Genomic DNA, 18,469 nt, shown 5'->3' with positions numbered 1-18,469 from the left:
GACAGGCGCGCCCGGTCAGCCCTGCGTCGAGCGCGCACGCTCGGCCAGCGCGACCGCGGCGCGCTGCACGACGGGCAGCTCCTCGGGGTCGCGGGCGGCCTCGTGCGGCACCGCGCCGCCGAGCAGCGCGGCGGGGTGGGTGAGCCAGATCCAGGCGCGCCACGGGTCGACCGCGGCGAGCAGCGGCTCGAGGACGGTCAGCAGCTCGGTGCGGACCTCGCCCGCGTCGTCGAGCTGGAAGGACGGCACCAGGACCGTCCCCTCGTGCGAGACGAGCAGGAGGGTGCGCCGCTCGGCCGCCTTGTGCACCGCGAAGCGAGCCGCGTTGAGCGACACCCCGCGCAGCGCGGCGACGCCGGCGTAGTCGACCCAGCCACCGTCGAGGAGCTCGGCCCGCACGCGTGCCTCGCGCCGCAGCCGCACGAGGTCGACGGGCACGGCGTACGCCGGGTCCTCGCCCTCCGACCGCAGGAGCCGGTCCAGCTGCTCGAGCCGCTCCTGGCCGACCGGGTCCCCCGTCGCCTCGCGCCAGAGGGCCGTCCCGTCGGCGTCGCGCTCGAAGGTCGGCAGCCCGGCCGCCGCGAGCTGCCCGGCCAGGCCGAGCTGCTCGAGCCACGCGGCCAGCTGCCCGGCGAGCTGGGGGTCGGCCGGTGCGGGCGGGCTGGAGTGGTGGTCGGGCGAGTCGCTCACGGGCTGAAGCCTTCCACGTCAGAGCTTGAGGACCGCCAGCAGCGTGCGCGCGGCCTCGCCGCCGTCGCGCAGCGCGACCTCGATGGCAGCAGGCACGTCGAGGTCGGCCAGCAGGGCAGCGACCACGCCGGCGCCGTCGCCGCCGAGGGGCACTGCCGCCGCGCGGAGCCGGGCGAGGAGGTCGGTGGCGTCGGCGAGCTCCGCGGGCGTGTAGTCCCACGGGTCCGACCACCGGCGGTTGAGCAGCATCAGCCGGATCGCGGAGCCGTCGTGCTCGGCCAGCAGCTCGCTCACGTGGACCAGGTTGCCGGCGGACTTGGCCATCTTGGCCCCGTCGACGAGCACGGTGCCGACGTGGAGCTGGCGGCGGGCGAACGGCCGGGTGCCGGTGGCCGCCTCGAGGATCGCCGCCTGGTAGGCGTGGTGCGGGAACGCCAGGTCGGCGCCGCCGGCGAGCACGTCGACCGAGGCGCCGAAGACGGTCGCGGCCATCGCCGAGCACTCGACGTGCCACGCCGGCCGCCCCCAGCCCCACGGACTGGGCCATGCGGGGTCGGTGTCGCCGGAGGGCTTCCACAGGGGCACGTCCCAGACGGCCTCCCGTCCGTCGTCCACCCGGTCGCCGAACTCCTCGAAGGCGGCGACCGCACTGTCCTCGTCGAGCCCGTGCCGGTCGAGGTCGGCAGGTGCGCGGAAGAAGACGCCCCCGCCCACGACGTACGCCGCGTCGGTGCGCAGCAGGGCGTCGGTGAGCTGGACGACCTGGGTGACGTGGGCGTGCGCCTTCGGGGTCAGGTCCGGCCGGGCCACGGCCAGGCCACGCATGTCGCGGTCGAACTGGAACTCCTGCATCGCGGCCAGCTCGTCGTAGTGCTGCGCGGCGCGCGCGGCCGCTGCGGTCAGCACGTCGTCGACGTCGGTGACGTTGCGGCTGCTCACCGTCTTGACGTCGAGCCTGCGCGCGAGCGAGACGAGCAGGTCGCTCCACACGAAGGTGGCGGCGTGGCCGAGGTGGGTCACGTCGTACGGGGTGATGCCGCAGGTGTAGATGCGCATCGTCCCCGTCAGGGGGAGCGGTTTCCCGGCCAGCACGAGGTCGGCGGCGCGCGGCCCCGACTCCTGCGGCAGCACGTACCGACCCTCGCGGCCCATCACGCCGGGCGACATCCGTTCCATGCCCCGATCATGCCCCAGGGCCGGGCGCTCCTACTTGCTCGCCTTGCGCGCGCGGCTCGCGGTCTTGGCTCGCGCGTTGGCGTCGAGCACGACCTTGCGGATGCGCACCTGCTCCGGGGTGACCTCGACGCACTCGTCCTCGCGGCAGAACTCCAGGCACTGCTCGAGGGAGAGCCGCTTCGGCGGGATCAGCTTCTCGAAGTTGTCGGAGGTGGCGGACCGGATGTTGGTCTGCTGCTTCTCCTTGGTGATGTTGACGTCCATGTCGTCGGAGCGGGAGTTCTCGCCGACGATCATGCCCTCGTAGACCTCGGTGGTCGGCTCGACGAAGAGCACGCCGCGCTCCTGGAGCGACGTCATGGCGTACGCCGTCGCCGCACCGCTGCGGTCGGCCACCAGCGAGCCGTTGTTGCGCGAGCGGATCTCGCCGGCCCAGGGGTGGTAGCCCTCGGAGATGTGGTGGGCGATGCCGGTGCCGCGGGTCTCGGTGAGGAACTCGGTGCGGAAGCCGATCAGGCCGCGCGAGGGGACGACGAAGTCCATCCGGACCCAGCCGGTTCCGTGGTTGGTCATGCCCTCCATGCGGCCCTTGCGGGTCGCGAGGAGCTCGGTGATCGTGCCGAGGTACTCCTCCGGGGCGTCGATGGTGAGGCGCTCGAATGGCTCGTGGACCTTGCCGTCGACCTCGCGGGTGACCACCTGCGGCTTGCCGACGGTGAGCTCGAAGCCCTCGCGGCGCATCTGCTCGACGAGGATCGCCAGCGCCAGCTCGCCGCGGCCCTGGACCTCCCACGCGTCGGGGCGCTCGGTCGGCAGGACGCGCAGCGAGACGTTGCCGATGAGCTCGGCGTCGAGGCGGTCCTTGACCAGGCGGGCGGTGACCTTGGAGCCCTTGACCTTGCCGACGAGCGGCGAGGTGTTGGTGCCGATGGTCATCGAGATGGCCGGCTCGTCGACGTGGATCAGCGGCAGCGCGACGGGGTTCTCGGCGTCGGCGAGGGTCTCGCCGATCGTGATGTCGGGGATGCCGGCGATGGCGACGATGTCGCCGGGGCCGGCGGACTCGCCGGGCTTGCGCTCGAGGCCCTCGGTGACCAGCAGCTCGGTGATGCGGACGTTCTTCACCTCGCCGTCGCGACGCATCCACGCCACGGTCTGGCCCTTCTTGAGGGTGCCCTGGTGGATGCGCAGCAGCGCGAGGCGGCCGAGGAACGGCGAGGAGTCGAGGTTGGTGACGTGGGCCTGCAGCGGCGCCTCGTCGTCGTACTGCGGGGCCGGGATGGTCTCGAGGATCGTCTTGAAGAGCGGCTCGAGGTCGGAGCCCTCCGGCATGGTGCCGTCCTCGGGCTTCTCCAGCGAGGCGATGCCGGCCTTGCCCGAGGCGTACACGACCGGGAAGTCGAGCGCGTCCTGGCTGTGCGACTCGTCGAGCAGGTCCATGAACAGCTCGTAGGACTCGTCGACGACCTCGCTGATGCGGGCGTCGCCACGGTCGGTCTTGTTGACCACGAGGATCACCGGCATGTCGGCGTTGAGCGCCTTGCGCAGCACGAAGCGGGTCTGGGGGAGCGGGCCCTCGGAGGCGTCGACGAGCAGCACGATGCCGTCGACCATCGACAGGCCGCGCTCGACCTCGCCACCGAAGTCGGCGTGGCCGGGGGTGTCGATGATGTTGATCGTCATGCCGTCGGGCGCCGACGGGCCGGTGTAGTGGACGGCGGTGTTCTTCGCGAGGATCGTGATGCCCTTCTCGCGCTCGAGGTCGCCGGAGTCCATGACGCGGTCGGCCACGCTCTCGGCCTGGTGCGCGGTGAAGGCGCCGGCCTGGCGGAGCATCGCGTCGACCAGCGTGGTCTTGCCGTGGTCGACGTGGGCGACGATCGCGACGTTGCGCAGGTCGGAGCGGGACTGGGTGGACATGCAGGAGCCTTCCGAACGGAAACGAGGCAGAGATGAGAGAGCGGCCGTGGGCCGGGCGCGGCCGTCACGGCCGCAGCGGGTCGAGTCTAGTGGGCCGCGCGGCAGATCGGGATTTCGCGGAGGCGGGGCCCCGCGCGACGGTGCGCCGGTCGTGTCCCCTTCCGGCTGTCGGAGCCGAGGGGTAGACCTGTCCCATGACATCTCGGGACGCCCACGCCGCCGCACCTCGGTGCACCTTCATCCCGCCCTGGCTCGCCGAGCGGGTCGACGGCCCCGAGGCGGTGGCCCGCGACGAGGCGGTGCGCCGCCTGCGGTCGCTGCGCGGGCTCGAGGCGCGCGCCGTGACGGCCGAGGGGGTCTCTGCGCGCGAGGTCGCCGCGCCGGACTGGACGGTGCACGACGCCGGGTCGTCCACCTCGCTGCCGGGAGCGCCCGTGCGCCGGCCCGGAGACCCGGCCACTGGTGACGTGGCGGTCGACGAGGCGGCCGTCGGCATCGAGGCGACGCTGCGGATGTTCCTCGAGGACCTCGCGCGTGACTCGCACGACGGGGCCGGGGCGATGGTCAGCCTGACCGTCCACTACGGCTCCGGGTACAACAACGCCTTCTGGGACGGCACCCAGCTGGTCTTCGGCGACGGCGACGGCCGGGTCTTCGAGCGGTTCACCAAGCCCGTCGACGTGCTCGCCCACGAGTTCGCCCACGCGGTGATCGAGCACACCGCCGACCTCATCTACCGCGGCCAGCCGGGTGCGCTCAACGAGTCGGTCGCCGACGTCTTCGCCTCCTGCCTCAAGCAGCGCCTCCTCGGCCAGGACGCCGCCGAGGGCGACTGGCTGATCGGCGAGGGCCTCTTCCGGCCCACCGTGCGGGCGCGAGCCCTGCGCGACATGGCCGCACCCGGCACGGCGTACGACGACCCCGAGGTCGGTGCCGACCCGCAGGTCGGGCACATGGACGACTACGTCGAGACCACCGCCGACAACGGCGGCGTGCACCTCAACTCCGGCATCCCCAACAAGGCCTTCCACCTCGCGGCGCTCGCGGTCGGCGGCCGGGCGATCGAGGGCGCGGGCCGGATCTGGTACGACGCGCTGGTCGGCGGCGACGTCCCGCCCGGCGCGAGCTTCGCGACCTTCGCCGCGGCGACCGTGGGCGCGGCCGGCGAGCACGCCGACGCGGTGCGCGAGGCGTGGGGCCAGGTCGGGGTGGAGCCCCGGTCGGGACCCCGGTCGGAGCATGGCTCGGGCACCGCTCCCCGCCGTCGGCTGCGGGTCGAGCGCAGCGGTGGCTTCGCCGGGCTCTCGGAAGTCGCGGAGGTCGACCTCGACGACGCCGGGCTCGGCCCGCTGGTCGCCCAGGCGGTCGCGCCGCCCGTGCCCACGGGGGTCCGGGTGCGTCCGGACATGTTCGTCTACACCTTCACCGTCGAGGGGCGCGAGCCGGTGCAGGTGCCCGAGCACCTGCTCACCGACAGCCAGGCCCGGCTGGTGCAGGAGGTCCTGCGCCGCAGCACAGAGGCCTGAGGGCGACCCCTCCCTGTGGGTGTCCGCCCGGGCTGGCGGCGCCCAGTAGGTTCGCCGCATGCCGCGACTGAGGCGTACGTTCCCCGACCAGCCCGGCTGGACCCGCCGCCGGTCCGGCAAGGGCTTCACCTACCTCGACCAGGACGGCAACCGGCTCGACCCCGAGCAGGTCCAGCGGTGCAAGGACCTCGTGATCCCGCCGGCCTGGAAGGACGTGTGGATCACGCCCCACGCCAACGGGCACCTGCAGGCCGTCGGCACCGACGATGCCGGCCGCCGGCAGTACCTCTACCACCCGCAGTGGCGCAGCAGCCGCGACGCGGCGAAGTTCGACCGGATCCTCGGGTTCGGCAAGGCGCTGTCCAAGGCGCGCGAGCGGGTGCTGGCCGACATCGGCGCCGAGGGGATGTCCAAGGAGCGCGCCTGCGCGGTCGCCGTACGCCTGCTCGACCTCGGCTACTTCCGCATCGGCAACGACGTCTACACCGACACCAACGGCTCGTTCGGGCTGACCACGATGCTCAAGGAGCACGTCTCGCGCCACCGCGGCGGCCTGCGGTTCTGCTTCACCGGCAAGTCGGGCGTGGAGCACTGCATCGACATCGACGACCCGGCGGCCGTGGGCGCGCTCGACGTGATGCGACGTCGGCGCGGCGGTGGCGACCGGTTGCTGGCGTGGAAGGACGGGCGCACCTGGCGCGACCTGTCGTCGTCCGACGTCAACGACTACATCCGCGGCTGCTTCGGGATCGAGGCCACCGCCAAGGACTTCCGCACCTGGCACGCCACGGTCATCGCGGCGTCCGCGCTCGCGGAGTCCGACGAGCCGGGCAGGACCAAGGCCTCGCGCAAGCGGGCGGTGTCGAGCGCGATGAAGGAGGTCTCGGACTTCCTCGGCAACACCCCGACCCTCGCGCGCACGTCGTACGTCGACCCGCGCGTGGTCGAGGCCTACGAGCGCGGTCGGACGATCACGGTGCGCGGCTCCTACGACACCGACGACGCGCGCCAGGCCGCCCTGGAGCGCGCCGTCCTCAAGCTGCTCGCCGCCTGAGCGCCTGGACGCGCTGACCGGGCACTTCGTTGCGCCTGGACGCGCTGACCGGGCACTTCGTTGCGCTTGGACGCGCTGACCGGGCACTTCGTGCGGAAGGAAGTGCCCGGTCGGCGTCCGTGACGGGCAGGAAGTGCCCGGTCAGCTGTTGGCGACGACGTAGTCGATCGCCGCGGTGAGCTTCTCGACGTCGGCGGGGTCGATCGCGGGGTACATCGCGATCCGCAGCTGGTTGCGGCCGAGCTTGCGGTAGGGCTCGGTGTCGACGATGCCGTTGGCGCGCAGCGTCGCGGCGATCGCCGCCGCGTCGATCGAGTCGTCGAAGTCGATCGTGCCGATGACGAGCGAGCGGTCGGCGGGGTCGGCGACGTACGGCGTGGTGAAGGCGGTGCGCTCGGCCCAGCCGTACAACGCGTCGGAGGAGGCGGTCGTGCGCTCGACCATCGCCTTGAGCCCGCCCTGGCCGTTCATCCAGTCGAGCTGCTCGGCCATCAGGAAGAGGGTGGCGACCGACGGGGTGTTGTAGGTCTGGTTCTTCGCGGAGTTGTCGATCGCGGTCGGCAGGTCGAAGAACGGCGGGACGTAGCGGTCGCTCGCCGCGATCTCCTCCGCGCGGGCCAGCGCGCGCGGGGACATCAGCGCGAGCCACAGCCCGCCGTCGGAGGCGAAGCACTTCTGCGGGGCGAAGTAGTAGACGTCGACCTGGTCGAGGTCGACCGGCAGGCCGCCGGCACCGGAGGTGGCGTCGACCAGCACGAGCGCGTCGTCATCGACGCCGGCCGGTCGGCGTACGGGGGCCATGACCGCGGTCGAGGTCTCGTTGTGCGCCCAGGCATAGGCGTCCACACCGTCCTCGGCGACCGGCTCGGGACGCGAGCCGGGCTCGCTGGTGATGACCGACGGGTCAGCGAGCCACGGCGCCTTCTTCGCCGACGTGGCGAACTTGGAGGAGAACTCGCCGAAGGACAGGTGCTGGCTCTTCTCGCGGATCAGTCCGAAGCATGCGATGTCCCAGAACGCGGTCGCGCCGCCGTTGCCGAGCACCACCTCGTAGCCCTCGGGCACGTCGAAGAGGGCGGTGAGACCCTCTCGGACGCGGCCGACCGTCTTCTTCACCGGTGCCTGCCGGTGCGAGGTGCCCATCAGCGACGCACCGGTCGCCGCGAGGGCGTCGAGGTGGCTGGTCTGGATCTTGGACGGACCAGCTCCGAAGCGGCCGTCGGCGGGCAGCAGCTCGGCGGGGATCTGCAGGGCGTCGGTCATCTATCGAACCTCACGTGTGACGGGGAACGGCGGTCCTGACGACGCTGTCAGCGGGTCCTAGTCTGTCACCTGCCGAGCCGAGGTCCGAGACGGGGGACGAACCATGAACACCGACCTGCAGTCGAGCGGGTCGCGATCACCCACCCCGACGCGATGGCCCTGGTCGAGGCCGTGCAGGAGGAGTACGTCGCCCGGTACGGCGGCCGCGACGAGTCGCCGATCGACCCGCGCGACTTCGAGGACCCGCTCGGGCAGTTCTTCGTCGGCTACCTGGACGGCGTGCCGGTCGCCACCGGTGCGTGGCGCAGGTCGTCGGTCCGGGCGCTGGGGGCGGAGGTGACCGCGGAGATCAAGCGGATGTACGTCGTCCCGGCCGCGCAGCGCCGCGGGATCGCCCGGGTGTTGCTCGCCCACCTCGAGGCGACGGCGGCCGAGGCGGGGATCGAGGCCCTGGTGCTGGAGACCGGCGTGAAGCAGCCCGAGGCCATCGCCCTCTATGCCTCGGCCGGCTACGAGCCGATCCCCGGCTTCGGCCACTACAAGGGGTCCGAGCTGAGCCGCTGCTTCGGCCGGCGAATCGGTGGGTCCGCGTAGCCTTGTCGCGTGCCCCGCGGACTGATGCTCAACGACGCCGACTGCGGCTTCTGCATGCGCACCGCGCGCCTGGTCCTGCGCCTGGGCGTCGACATCGACAGCTCCACCGTGCAGGCCGCCGACCTCGACGCCCTCGGTGTCGACCCGGCGCGCGCCGTGGTGGAGATGCCCTACGTCCACCCGGACGGTCGCGTCGACTACGGCCACCGTGCCTTCGCCTCGATCCTGCGCACGGGGCCGCTTTCGTGGCGCCTGGTCGGCCGGCTGGTGACCGCCCCCGGGGTGGACCCGCTGGCGCGCCGGACGTACGCCTGGGTCGCGGCCAACCGGCACCGGATGCCGGGCGGGACCGCCGCCTGCGAACTACAGCGCTGATGTTCTGACGATCCCCTGACGAGTGTCTCTCAGGCGGCCTACGGTCCCTGTGCCGGATGTGGTCACAGGGGAAGGTGGGACGTCTCGATGCGAGCGTCGCGTGTCGTCGTACGAGCCGCGGGCAGCTGCGTGCTCGCCCTCGCGCTGCTCGTCGGCGGGCTCGGCGTCGCGGCGGCGGCCGACGAGCCGTCGAGCCGGACCGGGACCGTCACGTCCTCCGCGCCGTACCTCATGCCGATGGAGCCGTACGCCGGCTACCAGCCGCAGACGACGTGCCGGCAGACGCCGAAGCCCGGGGTGCTCATGCTCGCCGACTGGCTCGTCGCGCGCGGTGGGGGCTACGGCGCGATCGCCCGCCCCTGTGCCGGGTCGAGCCGCAGCGAGCACAAGGAGGCCCGTGCCTTCGACTGGGTCCTCGACGCGACCGACCCCGTCGAGGGGGCGCTGGCCGACGCCATGATCGAGGAGGTCCTCGCACCCGACGACCTCGGCGAGCCGCACGCCCTCGCCCGCCGGATGGGCATCATGTACATCATCTGGAACGACCGGATGTACGCCTCGTACGACGGGTTCGCACCCAAGCCCTACCTGAGCTCGGGCTGCCGTACGAAGCGGAAGTGCTCACCGACGCTGCGCCACCGCGACCACGTGCACGTCTCGCTCACCCGCAAGGGCGCGAAGGGCCGCACGTCTTGGTACTACGCCCAGGCGTCGTCCCAGCCCTGAACCTCGCTCGCCGGCCGCGTGCCCGGGCCGGCGTACACCGCGGACGGGCGGATCAGCCGGCCGGTCGTCTTCTGCTCGAGGATGTGGGCCGACCAGCCGCCGGTGCGCGCACAGGTGAACATCGAGGTGAACATGTGCGCCGGCACCTCGGCGAAGTCGAGGACGATCGCCGCCCAGAACTCGACGTTGGTCTCGAGGACCCGGTCGGGACGGCGCTCACGCAGCTCGGCCAGCGCGGCCTTCTCGAGGGCCTCGGCCACCTCGTAGCGGGGCGCGTCGAGCTCCTTGGCCGTGCGACGCAGCACGCGGGCGCGTGGGTCCTCGGCGCGGTAGACGCGGTGGCCGAAGCCCATCAGCCGCTCTCCGCGGTCGAGCAGGCCCTTCACGTAGCCCTCGGCGTCGCCGGACTGCTCGACGTCGGAGATCATCCCGAGCACGCGCGAGGGGGCGCCGCCGTGCAGCGGTCCTGACATCGCGCCGATCGCGCCCGAGAAGGCGGCGGCCACGTCGGCGCCGGTGGAGGTGATGACGCGCGCGGTGAAGGTCGAGGCGTTCATGCCGTGCTCGGCCGCGCTCGACCAGTAGGCGTCGATGGCGTGGGCGTGCCTGGGGTCGGCCTCGCCGCGCCAGCGGATCAGGAACCGCTCGGCGAGCGTGCGGCCCTGGTCGACCTCGGCCTGGGTGACGACCGGCCTGCCGAGGCCGCGCGCGGACTGCGCGGCGTACGACAGCACCATCACCGCGACGCGCGAGAGGTCCAGGCGCGCCTGCTCGTCGGTGATGTCGTAGGTCTGGCCCATCCCGAGCATCGGCGCGAGCATCGCGACCGCGGCCTGCACGTCGGCGCGGACGTCGCCGGTGTGGATGGAGATGTTGTAGGGCTCGGCGGGCGGGAGGCCGGGGGAGTAGGCGCCGTCGACGAGCAGGCCCCACACGTTCTCGAAGGGCACCCGGCCGACGAGCTCCTCGATGTCGACGCCGCGGTAGCGCAGCGCCGACCCCTCCTTGTCGGGCTCGGCGATCTGGGTCTCGAACGCGACGACGCCTTCGAGGCCGTGCTGGATCTCGGTCATGCCACTCCTCCGTACGGTCGGCTCATTGTGCACCCCGCCGCTACTGTCCACCCATGGACCTCACCGGACTGCGCGAGGAGTACGGGCGCGGCGGGCTGGACCTGCCCGACCTGGCCGACGACCCGATCGAGATGTTCGAGCGCTGGCTGCGGCAGTCGCTCGAGGCCGGCGTCCACGAGCCCAACGCGATGGTGGTCTCCACGGTGTCGGCCGACGGCCGGCCCTCGAGCCGGACCGTGCTGCTCAAGGGCGTGGGTCCCGACGGGTTCGTCTTCTACACCAACCACGCCTCCCGCAAGGGCGAGGAGCTCGCCGTCAACCCGCGCTGCGCGCTGCTCTTCCCGTGGTACGTCCTCGAGCGCCAGGTGCGCGTCGAGGGCGTCGCGACCGCGCTCGACGACGCCGAGGTCGAGGCCTACTTCCACTCCCGCCCGCGCGGGGCGCAGCTCGGGGCGTGGGCCTCGGAGCAGTCGCGGCCGGTGCGCTCGCGGGCCGACCTCGCCGCGGCGTACGCCCGGGCGCACGAGCGGTTCGGCGACGACGGCCCGGTCCCGGTGCCGCCCACGTGGGGCGGCTACCGGGTCGCGCCCGAGACCGTCGAGTTCTGGCAGGGTCGGCCCAGCCGGATGCACGACCGGCTGGTCTACCGCCGCGACGGCGAGGGCTGGGCCGTCGTACGGCTGGCGCCGTAGGCGCACCCGCTCAGGGGCGGCGCGTCAGACGGCGGTCCGGATCTGCTCGGCGAGCTTCTGCGCGGCCTTCTTGTTCTTCTTGCCGTCGAGCAGTGCCTTGGGGCGTCCAGGCATGTTCTGCACGAAGACCGAGACGTGCGAGCCGTGTGGCGTCGGGGCGATCTCGATGCCGGTGGCGAGCTCCCAGCTGAGCATCGTCTTCCTGGTGACGACGGCGAGCTCGAGCTGGTCCTCGCTCGCCCCGATCACGGTGTGGCCCTGGTCGGTGAGGAGCTTCTGGATGGCGGCGCTCACCGCCGCCGGGGCACCCGGCACCTCGACCTCCGCGCCGGCACTGGTGTCGAGGAAGTCGAAGGACGGCGCGAGGGCGGCGCTGTACGTGTCGACGAAGGCGGAGCTCAGGATCTTGTCGATGGCAGTCATGCCCCGGCGGATACCCCGCAGCGCCCGACTGAACCCTCGCGCCGCCCGATGACTGCCGCTGCCCGGCGCGAGGCGCTCCTCGAGGGCGGGGCGGCTTAACCCGTTGAGGGCCTGTTGCGCACCGACGTACGGTGGCCGTACACAGAAGGGAGGTGATCCGGAGAATGAGTTCTTTTCGGATGAGTGAGGTGGCTGCCCGCTAGGCAGCCCGGTCCGCCGACAGCTGCCGGCGAATCCACTGCAGCCACCCGACCCGCAGGCTCCCGGTGTCATCCGCCGGGGCCCCTCCTCGAGGGGCAGCCGGCCTGCGGGTCGCTGCATGTCCGGGGTCCGTACGCCGCCCTCCGCCCGCCGTCCCCCGCGAGTAGTCCAGTGACCAGCTGTTGTCGGCGTGCGGTAGTCCAGTGGCCAACGGTCGTCCTCCAGCCCGGATCCCGACGGTTCGCCACTGGACTACCGGGGGCGGCGGGCCGAGGGGTTGGAGGATCGACGACCCACGCGTATGGTTGTCATCGACAACCATTGCGAACCGCAACCATGAGCGGAGGACCCGTACGTGACCCAGGCGCCCGCCGTCAGCGCCGAGCAGAGCGGGGAGATGAGCCACCGGGAGGTGCTCGAGGCCCTCAGCGGCCTGCTCCTGGCGATGTTCGTCGCAATGCTCTCCAGCACGATCGTCAGCAACGCGCTGCCCACAATCGTCGACGACCTCCAGGGCAGCCAGACGGGCTACACCTGGGTCGTCGTCGCCACCATGCTCGCGATGACCGCGACGACGCCGATCTGGGGCAAGTTCGCCGACATGTTCGACAAGAAGGTGCTCGTGCAGAGCGCGCTGGTGATCTTCTCGGTGGGGTCGCTGGCCGCCGGCCTCGCGCCGTCGATGGAGGTGCTGATCGGCGCCCGCGTCGTCCAGGGCCTGGGTGTCGGCGGGCTCACCGCGCTGGTCCAGGTCGTCATCGCCACGATGGTCTCCCCGCGCGAGCGCGGCCGCTACAGCGGCTACATCGGCGCGGTCTTCGCCCTCGCCACGGTCAGCGGCCCGCTGGTCGGCGGGGTGCTCGTCGACACCGTCGGCTGGCGCTGGTGCTTCTACGCCGGGCTCCCGGTCGCCGCGCTCGCCTTCGTCGTCCTCCAGCGCACGCTGCACCTCCCGGTGGTCAAGCGCGAGGTGTCGATCGACTACCTCGGTGCCTTCCTGCTCGTCGGCGGCGTCTCGATCCTGCTGGTCTGGATGTCGCTCGGCGGCCAGGACTTCGGCTGGACGTCCTGGACCAGCGGCCTGCTCGTGGCCGGCGCCGTCGTCACGATCGCCGCGGCCATCCATGTCGAGGCCAACGTCGCCGTCGACCCGGTGATCCCGCTGCGGCTGTTCCGCGAGCGGACCCTGACGCTCGCGACGGTCGCCTCGGTGCTGATCGGTGTCGCGATGTTCGGCTCGACGGTCTACCTCAGCCTCTACTTCCAGCGCGCCAAGGACCTCAGCCCCACCGGGGCCGGCCTCATGTCGATCTGCATGGTCGGCGGCCTGCTCGTCTCGAGCATCCTGAGCGGCCGGATCATCACCGCGACGGGCCTGTGGAAGCGCTGGCTCGTCGGCGGCATGGTCCTCGTCATCGCCGGCATCGCGCTGCTCTCGACGATCGACGCGTCGACCTCGCTGTGGCTCACGGGCCTCTACATGGCCGTGCTCGGCCTCGGCCTCGGCGCCACCATGCAGAACCTCGTGCTCGCCGTGCAGAACACCATCGCCCTGTCCGACATGGGGGCCGGGTCCTCCGTGGTGGCGTTCTTCCGCTCGCTCGGCGGCTCGATCGGCATCGCGGCCCTCGGCGCCGTGCTGGCCCACCAGGTCGCCGACTCCGTGAAGACCGGCCTCGCGCGGGTCCTCGCCGTCCACCCGGAGTACGCCGACGCGGTCGGTCACACCACGGGCGGCATCCCGGACGTCTCCGGCCTGCCCGCGCCGGTGCGGGTGGTCTTCGAGAGCGCGTTCGGTGACGCAACCGGACACATCTTCCTCGTCGCCCTGCCGTTCGCGGTGGGAGCGCTCGTCGCGGTGCTCCTCATCGAGGAGGTGCCGCTGCGCACCTCGGTCAAGCGCGAGGACGAGCTCAGGGCGGAGGCGTCGGAGGCATGAGCACCGCATCGACGACGCGGTACGACGACCTGCGCCGGATCGAGGCGGAGGTCGGGACGCTGATCCGCCGGGTCAAGCGGGTGATGGGCGAGCGCGCCCGCGAGGTCCACCCCGAGCTGCACCCGATGACCTACTTCCTGCTCACGCACCTGGCCAAGCAGGGCCCGATGCGCGCCGCCGACCTGTCCGACGCCTTCGGCATGGACAAGGGTGGGGTGAGCCGGCAGGTGCAGACGCTGGTCGACCTGGGGCTCGTCGAGCGCCGGCCGGCCGCCGAGGACCGCCGCGCGATCCTGCTCGACGCCAGCGACGAGGGGCGTACGCGCCTCGAGGCCGTGGCGCGCAGCCGCAGCGACCGCTTCGACCGGCGCCTCGGCGCCTGGAGCGACGAGGAGCTGTCGACGTTCGCCGGCCAGCTGGCGGCGTACAACCGGGCCCTGTCCGACGACGGCTGACCGCACCCCGGGTAGTCAGGGACGTTCTGGTAGGTCAACCGCTCGGATGTCCTACCAGAACGTCCCTAACTACCGCCCGGGGCGCGGCGGAGGGGCCACCCTCAGCGCAGCCAGGCGGCGGTGTCGCCGGGCAGCTTGTCGTCGACCGGGCCGCTCGCGAGCAGCAGCTCGCCCTCGGGCAGCTCGACGGGGGTCTCGCCGCAGTTGAGCACGACGGTGAGCGGACCGCGGCGGAACATCAGGACGTCCGGCTCGGCGTCGAGCACCTCGACGTCGTCGCCCGCGGTCCACGCGAACTCGCGCCGCACCCGCAGCGCCTCGCGGTAGAACTCCAGCGTCGAGGACGGGTCGCCGGTCTGGGCCTCGACCGTGAGGTCGGCCCACTCGGCCGGCTGCGGGATCCACGGCTGCGCCGTGCCCGGGCCGAAGCCGTACGGCGCCTCGCTGCCGCTCCACGGGATCGGCACGCGACACCCGTCGCGGCCCACCTCGCCGGTGCGGAGGTACGACGGGTCCTGCCGGTGCTCCGGGGCGACGTCGACCTGCTCGAGGCCGAGCTCCTCGCCCTGGTAGAGGTAGCTGGAGCCGGGTAGGGCGAGCATGGCGAGCGTCGCGGCGCGACCGCGGGCCAGGCCCTGCTCGCCGCCGCCGTAGCGGGTCACGTGGCGTACGACGTCGTGGTTGCTGAGCACCCACGTCGGCGAGGCGCCGACGGGCTCGACCGCGGCGAGGGTGTCGGTGATGACCCCCGCGAAGGGCTCGGCGGACCAGTCGGCGAGGAGCCAGGCGAAGTTGAAGGCCTGGTCGAGCTCGTCGGGTCGGACGAAGGCGGCCATCGACTCCGGGGTCTGGGTCCAGGCCTCGGCGACCGCCATCTTGTCGGGTCCGGCCTCGTCGAGGATCCGGTGCCAGGCGCGGTAGACGCCGTGGACCTCGGGCTGGTCCCACATGGGCTCGTCCTTGAGGTCGAGCGACACCATCGAGTGGTCGCTGTTGACCTGGCCGGAGGAGGCCGTCTCGCCCTCCTCGACGATCTGGTCGCGCAGGCTCTCCTCCTTGAACAGGCCGTGCGCGACGTCCACCCGGAAGCCGTCGACGCCGCGGTCGAGCCAGAAGCGCAGCACGTCCTCGAACATCTCGGCGACCTCGGGGTTGCGCCAGTCGAGGTCGGGCTGGGTGGAGTCGAAGAGGTGGAGGTACCACTGGCCGTCCTCGACCTGCGTCCACGCGGGGCCGCCGAAGACCGAGCTCCAGTTGTTGGGCGGCGTCCCCTCGGGCTTGCCCTCGGGGGAGTCGCGGAACATGTAGCGGGCGCGCTCGGGGCTGCCGGGGCCGGCGGCGAGCGCAGCCTTGAACCACTCGTGCTGGTCGGAGGTGTGGTTGGGCACGAGGTCCACCACGACCCGCAGGCCGAGCTCGTGGGCGCGCGCGACCAGGTCGTCGGCGTCCGAGAGCTTCCCGAAGAGCGGGTCCACGTCGCGGTAGTCGGCCACGTCGTAGCCGTGGTCGTTCTGCGGCGAGGTGTAGAACGGCGTGATCCACAGCGCGTCGACGCCGAGGTCGGCGAGGTGGGGCAGGCGCGAGGTGATGCCGGGCAGGTCGCCGATGCCGTCGCCGTCGCTGTCGGCGAAGCTGCGGACATAGACCTGGTACACCACGGCGTTGCGCCACCAGAAGGTCTTTGGATCGTTCAAATCAGCCATGCGCACCATCCTCTCAACACACCCCGCGGTCAGGTCAACTGATCGGGGCAGGTGTCCGTCCACCGAACAGCGCCGGATCCACCGCGATCCACGTGTGCTCGGCGGTCGCGACCACCCGTCCCGCCGCGTCGTACAGCGTGGACGCGGTGAAGGTCTTGCGCCCGTCCCGGCCGCGCGGCTCGCCCACCGCGACGTGCGGCTCGCCGATCACGGGCAGGTCGTCGAGGCGCGCGGTCATCCGCCCGAGCACCATCAACCGCTCGGTCAGGTCGCCGGCCCACCCGCCGATGCAGTCGAGCGCCGCCCAGGTGACCGCGACCGAGGCGCGCGGCTGGTCGTCGACGTACGAATGCCAGTCCTCGTGCAGGCTCGGGTGCGGGGTCCAGGCCGCCGCGACCCGCTCGTCGTGCCCCGGTCCCGCGGCCACCGGGCCGGGGAAGATCCGCAGGCCGTCGCCCTCCTCGCGGTCCGTGCCGCAGGCGAAGCAGGTGGGGAAGGGGTGGAAGGACAACCCGGGGTACGACGCCTGCGCCGTCGCGGCGAGCGCGGGGTCGACCGGCTCGACCTCGGTGAGCGCACGGTCGACGCGCCGCGCCGTCGCGACGGGCGCCCCGTCGTACGACGCCGTCGCCACGCCGTCGGCGCTCGTGACCGGGAGCGGGGTGTCGAGCGGCGGCGGCTGCCGGAGCGAGACCTCGATCGCCGGCCAGGCCGTGCAGTGGTCCGCGGGCGCGTCCGCGTCGTCGAGCGCGGCCAGCGCGCCGGCGGTCCAGCCGCCGTTGCCGGAGTCGGGAGGTCCGCAGAAGCGTCGGGGCACGATCAGGTCGGTCACCGGCCCACTGTGCCATGACGCGCCTGCCGGCGGCGGTTGGCCGATGGGACACAATGACCCCCGTGAGCGACCTGATCGACACCACCGAGATGTACCTCCGCACGATCTACGAGCTCGTGGAGGAGGGCATCGTCCCGCTGCGGGCGCGGATCGCGGAGCGGCTGCACCAGTCCGGGCCGACCGTCTCGCAGACCGTGGCCCGCATGGAGCGCGACGGGCTGCTCACCGTCCAGGGCGACCGCCACCTCGAGCTCACCGAGGAGGGGCAGCGACTCGCCACCCGCGTGATGCGCAAGCACCGGCTCGCCGAGCGGCTGCTCACCGACGTCATCGGTCTCGACTGGGAGCTCGTGCACGCCGAGGCGTGCCGCTGGGAGCACGTGATGTCGGAGACCGTGGAGCGGCGGCTCCTCGAGCTGCTCGACCACCCGACGGAGTCGCCCTACGGCAACCCGATCCCCGGTCTCGACGAGCTCGGCGACCAGGCCGGCGAGGACTTCATGGACAACGTCGAGCCGCTGTCGGAGGCCGCTGCCGCGGAGGACCAGCGCGTCCACGTCAAGCGGATCTCCGAGGAGATGCAGAAGGACGAGGAGCTGATGGGCCTGCTCCGCCGCGTCGGGGCGCTGCCGGGCAAGACCGTGACCATCGCGCGCACCGACGAGGGCATCCTCATCGGCTCCGGCGGCGAGACCGCCGAGCTGGTGGCCGAGGCGGCCGAGCACATCTTCGTGCGCCGTTAGGCGGTGCGGGCCACGAGCTCGGTCAGGAACTCGCTGCACCCCACGTCGAGCTTGTACGCCGCGAGCGCGTCCCCGCGGGTCAGCCCGCGGTTCACGACGACGACCGGGGTGCCGCCGGAGGCCGCCCGCTTCACGAACCGCAGGCCGCTCATCACCGTGAGCGATGAGCCGGCGACGAGCAGCGCGCCGTCGGTGCCCAGCGCCTCGACCGCGGCGTAGCAGCGCGCGACACGGTCGGCCGGGACGTTCTCGCCGAAGAACACGACGTCGGGCTTCAGCACCCCGCCGCAGGGGCACCGCGGCACGACGAAGTCGGCGGTGTCGTCGAGGTCGACGTCGCCGTCGGGCCGCGCCTCCGCGCCGGTGTGCCGCTCGACCCAGCCGGGGTTGAGGGCGTCGAGCTCGGCCGCCAGGGCCGCGCGCGAGCTGGTCGTCCGGCAGGACAGGCACACGACGTCGGCGACGCGGCCGTGGAGGGCGACGAGCCGCCGCGACCCCGCCGCCTCGTGCAGGCCGTCGACGTTCTGCGTGATGAGGAGCGAGGGGTCGAGCGCCGCGAGCGCGTGGTGGCCGGGGTTGGGGAGGGCGCGACCCATCCGCTGCCACCCGAGGTGACTGCGCGCCCAGTAGCGCTGCTGCGTCTGCGGCGTCGCGACGAACTCCTGGTAGGTCATCGGCGCCCGCGCCCGGGAGCCCGGCCCGCGGTAGTCGGGGATGCCGGAGTCGGTCGACAGGCCGGCACCGGTCAGCACGACAAGCGGCCGGGTGGCGAGCAGCTCGAGCGCCTCGTCGACCGGGCGCTGCGCGGCGAGCGTCACGCGTACCGTGCCTGCGCGCGGGCCCGGGCCTTGGCCGCCTCGACCTCACGGTTCTTCGGCGGCGCGGAGGTCACCAGGTCGTCGAGCAGGTGCTCGGTGACGTGCGCGATCTCCTTCACCGCGGCCCAGAACACCTCCTCGTTGGCCTGCGAGGGCTTCGTCGTGCCGGCCACCTTGCGGACGTACTGCAGGGCGGCCGCCGTGACCTCGTCGCGCGTGGCGGGCGGCTCGAAGTTGTTCAGCGGGCGGATGTTGCGGCACATGTC

General features: G+C 72.5%; 19 protein-coding genes. 9 read left to right on the top strand and 10 right to left on the bottom strand.

Annotated features, from left to right (window positions below; translation table 11 throughout):
- Nucleotides 1-15: 15 nt before the first annotated feature.
- Genes IE200_RS00165 through typA form a run of 3 tightly spaced genes read right to left on the bottom strand, consistent with a single transcriptional unit; the run spans nt 16 to nt 3,786 of the window.
- Nucleotides 16-690 carry a hypothetical protein gene (locus tag IE200_RS00165; protein ID WP_191277346.1) on the bottom strand — a complete coding sequence of 225 codons (675 nt, stop codon included), beginning with the start codon at nt 688-690 and terminating at the stop codon, nt 16-18.
- A gap of 18 nt (nt 691-708) precedes the next feature.
- The gene (locus IE200_RS00160; protein ID WP_229855922.1) at nt 709-1,866 is read right to left on the bottom strand and encodes a cysteine--tRNA ligase; all 1,158 of its coding nucleotides are present in this window, start codon (nt 1,864-1,866) and stop codon (nt 709-711) included.
- 30 nt (nt 1,867-1,896) lie between these two features.
- Nucleotides 1,897-3,786: a translational GTPase TypA gene (typA, locus tag IE200_RS00155; protein ID WP_191277345.1), complete on the bottom strand. Its 1,890-nt coding sequence runs from the start codon at nt 3,784-3,786 to the stop codon at nt 1,897-1,899.
- A gap of 194 nt (nt 3,787-3,980) precedes the next feature.
- Between typA and IE200_RS00150 the strand changes: the two genes are divergently transcribed.
- Together IE200_RS00150 and IE200_RS00145 are read left to right on the top strand one after the other, a co-directional pair.
- Nucleotides 3,981-5,312: a protealysin inhibitor emfourin gene (locus IE200_RS00150; protein WP_191277344.1), complete on the top strand. Its 1,332-nt coding sequence runs from the start codon at nt 3,981-3,983 to the stop codon at nt 5,310-5,312.
- A gap of 58 nt (nt 5,313-5,370) precedes the next feature.
- The gene (locus IE200_RS00145) at nt 5,371-6,366 is read left to right on the top strand and encodes a DNA topoisomerase IB (RefSeq protein WP_191277343.1); all 996 of its coding nucleotides are present in this window, start codon (nt 5,371-5,373) and stop codon (nt 6,364-6,366) included.
- A gap of 141 nt (nt 6,367-6,507) precedes the next feature.
- On the opposite strand, the gene serC is transcribed toward IE200_RS00145, so the two are convergent.
- Entirely contained in the window at nt 6,508-7,629 is a 1,122-nt protein-coding gene (gene serC, locus IE200_RS00140; protein ID WP_191277342.1) for a phosphoserine transaminase, read from the bottom strand.
- Between the two features lie 153 nt (nt 7,630-7,782).
- Between serC and IE200_RS00135 the strand changes: the two genes are divergently transcribed.
- The 3 genes from IE200_RS00135 (at nt 7,783) to IE200_RS00125 (ending at nt 9,324) form a co-directional block, all read left to right on the top strand.
- The gene (locus tag IE200_RS00135) at nt 7,783-8,223 is read left to right on the top strand and encodes a GNAT family N-acetyltransferase (RefSeq protein WP_191277341.1); all 441 of its coding nucleotides are present in this window, start codon (nt 7,783-7,785) and stop codon (nt 8,221-8,223) included.
- Nucleotides 8,224-8,232: 9 nt separating this feature from the next.
- Nucleotides 8,233-8,598, top strand: coding sequence for a thiol-disulfide oxidoreductase DCC family protein (locus IE200_RS00130; RefSeq protein WP_191277340.1), 366 nt, complete (start codon nt 8,233-8,235; stop codon nt 8,596-8,598).
- An 87-nt stretch (nt 8,599-8,685) separates the two neighbouring features.
- Nucleotides 8,686-9,324: a hypothetical protein gene (locus tag IE200_RS00125; protein ID WP_191277339.1), complete on the top strand. Its 639-nt coding sequence runs from the start codon at nt 8,686-8,688 to the stop codon at nt 9,322-9,324.
- Here IE200_RS00125 and IE200_RS00120 read toward each other — a convergent pair.
- Nucleotides 9,297-10,397 carry a citrate synthase 2 gene (locus IE200_RS00120; protein WP_191277338.1) on the bottom strand — a complete coding sequence of 367 codons (1,101 nt, stop codon included), beginning with the start codon at nt 10,395-10,397 and terminating at the stop codon, nt 9,297-9,299. The genes IE200_RS00125 and IE200_RS00120 overlap by 28 nt on opposite strands.
- 53 nt (nt 10,398-10,450) lie before the next feature.
- On the opposite strand from IE200_RS00120, the gene pdxH reads away from it, so the two are divergent.
- Nucleotides 10,451-11,089 (top strand): pyridoxamine 5'-phosphate oxidase, encoded by a 639-nt coding sequence (gene pdxH, locus IE200_RS00115; protein WP_191277337.1) that lies wholly within the window; start codon nt 10,451-10,453, stop codon nt 11,087-11,089.
- A 24-nt stretch (nt 11,090-11,113) separates the two neighbouring features.
- Here the strand turns inward: pdxH and IE200_RS00110 are convergent, their stop codons facing one another.
- Nucleotides 11,114-11,512: a hypothetical protein gene (locus IE200_RS00110; protein ID WP_191277336.1), complete on the bottom strand. Its 399-nt coding sequence runs from the start codon at nt 11,510-11,512 to the stop codon at nt 11,114-11,116.
- A gap of 556 nt (nt 11,513-12,068) precedes the next feature.
- Between IE200_RS00110 and IE200_RS00105 the strand changes: the two genes are divergently transcribed.
- Nucleotides 12,069-13,652, top strand: coding sequence for an MDR family MFS transporter (locus tag IE200_RS00105; RefSeq protein WP_308432981.1), 1,584 nt, complete (start codon nt 12,069-12,071; stop codon nt 13,650-13,652).
- Nucleotides 13,649-14,107, top strand: a complete 459-nt coding sequence (locus tag IE200_RS00100; protein WP_191277335.1) for a MarR family winged helix-turn-helix transcriptional regulator — start codon at nt 13,649-13,651, stop codon at nt 14,105-14,107. Before IE200_RS00105 ends, IE200_RS00100 begins: the two co-directional genes overlap by 4 nt.
- A gap of 101 nt (nt 14,108-14,208) precedes the next feature.
- Here the strand turns inward: IE200_RS00100 and IE200_RS00095 are convergent, their stop codons facing one another.
- A complete protein-coding gene (locus tag IE200_RS00095; protein ID WP_191277334.1) occupies nt 14,209-15,810 on the bottom strand; it encodes a glycoside hydrolase family 13 protein in 1,602 nt (533 codons plus the stop codon).
- A gap of 34 nt (nt 15,811-15,844) precedes the next feature.
- Complete coding sequence (locus IE200_RS00090) at nt 15,845-16,642, bottom strand: hotdog family protein (RefSeq protein WP_191277333.1); 798 nt, start codon at nt 16,640-16,642, stop codon at nt 15,845-15,847.
- Nucleotides 16,643-16,704: 62 nt separating this feature from the next.
- Between IE200_RS00090 and IE200_RS00085 the strand changes: the two genes are divergently transcribed.
- The gene (locus tag IE200_RS00085; protein ID WP_191277332.1) at nt 16,705-17,385 is read left to right on the top strand and encodes a metal-dependent transcriptional regulator; all 681 of its coding nucleotides are present in this window, start codon (nt 16,705-16,707) and stop codon (nt 17,383-17,385) included.
- On the opposite strand, the gene IE200_RS00080 is transcribed toward IE200_RS00085, so the two are convergent.
- Together IE200_RS00080 and IE200_RS00075 are read right to left on the bottom strand one after the other, a co-directional pair.
- Nucleotides 17,382-18,203, bottom strand: a complete 822-nt coding sequence (locus IE200_RS00080) for a Sir2 family NAD-dependent protein deacetylase (RefSeq protein ID WP_191277331.1) — start codon at nt 18,201-18,203, stop codon at nt 17,382-17,384. The genes IE200_RS00085 and IE200_RS00080 overlap by 4 nt on opposite strands.
- The gene (locus tag IE200_RS00075) at nt 18,200-18,466 is read right to left on the bottom strand and encodes a DUF2277 domain-containing protein (protein WP_191277330.1); all 267 of its coding nucleotides are present in this window, start codon (nt 18,464-18,466) and stop codon (nt 18,200-18,202) included. Before IE200_RS00075 ends, IE200_RS00080 begins: the two co-directional genes overlap by 4 nt.
- Nucleotides 18,467-18,469: the final 3 nt, after the last annotated feature.

It is taken from the genome of Nocardioides flavus (ex Wang et al. 2016) (assembly GCF_014653115.1).
GTDB lineage: Bacteria > Actinomycetota > Actinomycetes > Propionibacteriales > Nocardioidaceae > Nocardioides > Nocardioides flavus.
This window is presented reverse-complemented; position numbering and strand designations above follow the sequence as displayed.